1 protein-coding gene is annotated in these 566 nt (G+C 67.1%); it reads right to left on the minus strand.

The window, feature by feature from the left end; all coding sequences use genetic code 11:
* A partial coding sequence (locus FQ755_RS05995) for a TolC family protein (RefSeq protein ID WP_186308429.1) occupies nt 1–566 on the minus strand: 566 nt, incomplete at both ends.

Genomic DNA, 566 nt, shown 5'->3' on the forward strand with positions numbered 1-566 from the left:
TAGTTCGCGATCTCGATGCGCTTCTGCACGTGCGCCAAGTCGAGTTTCGCGATGTTCGAGCCGCCCTCGAAGATCGGCAGGGCGATATTCGGCGCGAACGACCAGGCCGCCGTGCCGGCCTTGAACAGGCCACCCAGCGTCGGGCTCGCCGTGCCGAACGCGGCCGTCAGCGAAATCTTCGGGAAGAAGGCCGCGCGGGCCGCCCCGATGTTCGCGTTGGCCGCCAGCAGCGTCTGCTCGGCTTCCATGATGTCGGGACGACGCGTCAGTAGGTCCGAAGGCAAGCCGGCCGGGATATCGGTCAGCAGGTTCTGCGAATCCAGCGGCAGACCCGCCGGCAGATCGTCGGGCAGCGGCTCGCCGATCAGCAGCACCAGCGCGTTCACGGCTTGCGCGCGGTCGCGCCCTTCGGCCTGCTGGTTCGCCAGCGCCTGCTCGACCACCGTCTGCGCCTGGCGCAGGTCCAGTTCCGAGCCGGTGCCGTTGTCGAACTGCAGCTTGGTCAGGTTGTACGAATCCTGGGCCGTCTTCAGCGTCTCCTCGGTGACCTTCAACAGGTCGTCCGT

It is taken from the genome of Paraburkholderia sp. BCC1885 (assembly GCF_900996235.1).
Classification (GTDB): domain Bacteria; phylum Pseudomonadota; class Gammaproteobacteria; order Burkholderiales; family Burkholderiaceae; genus Paraburkholderia.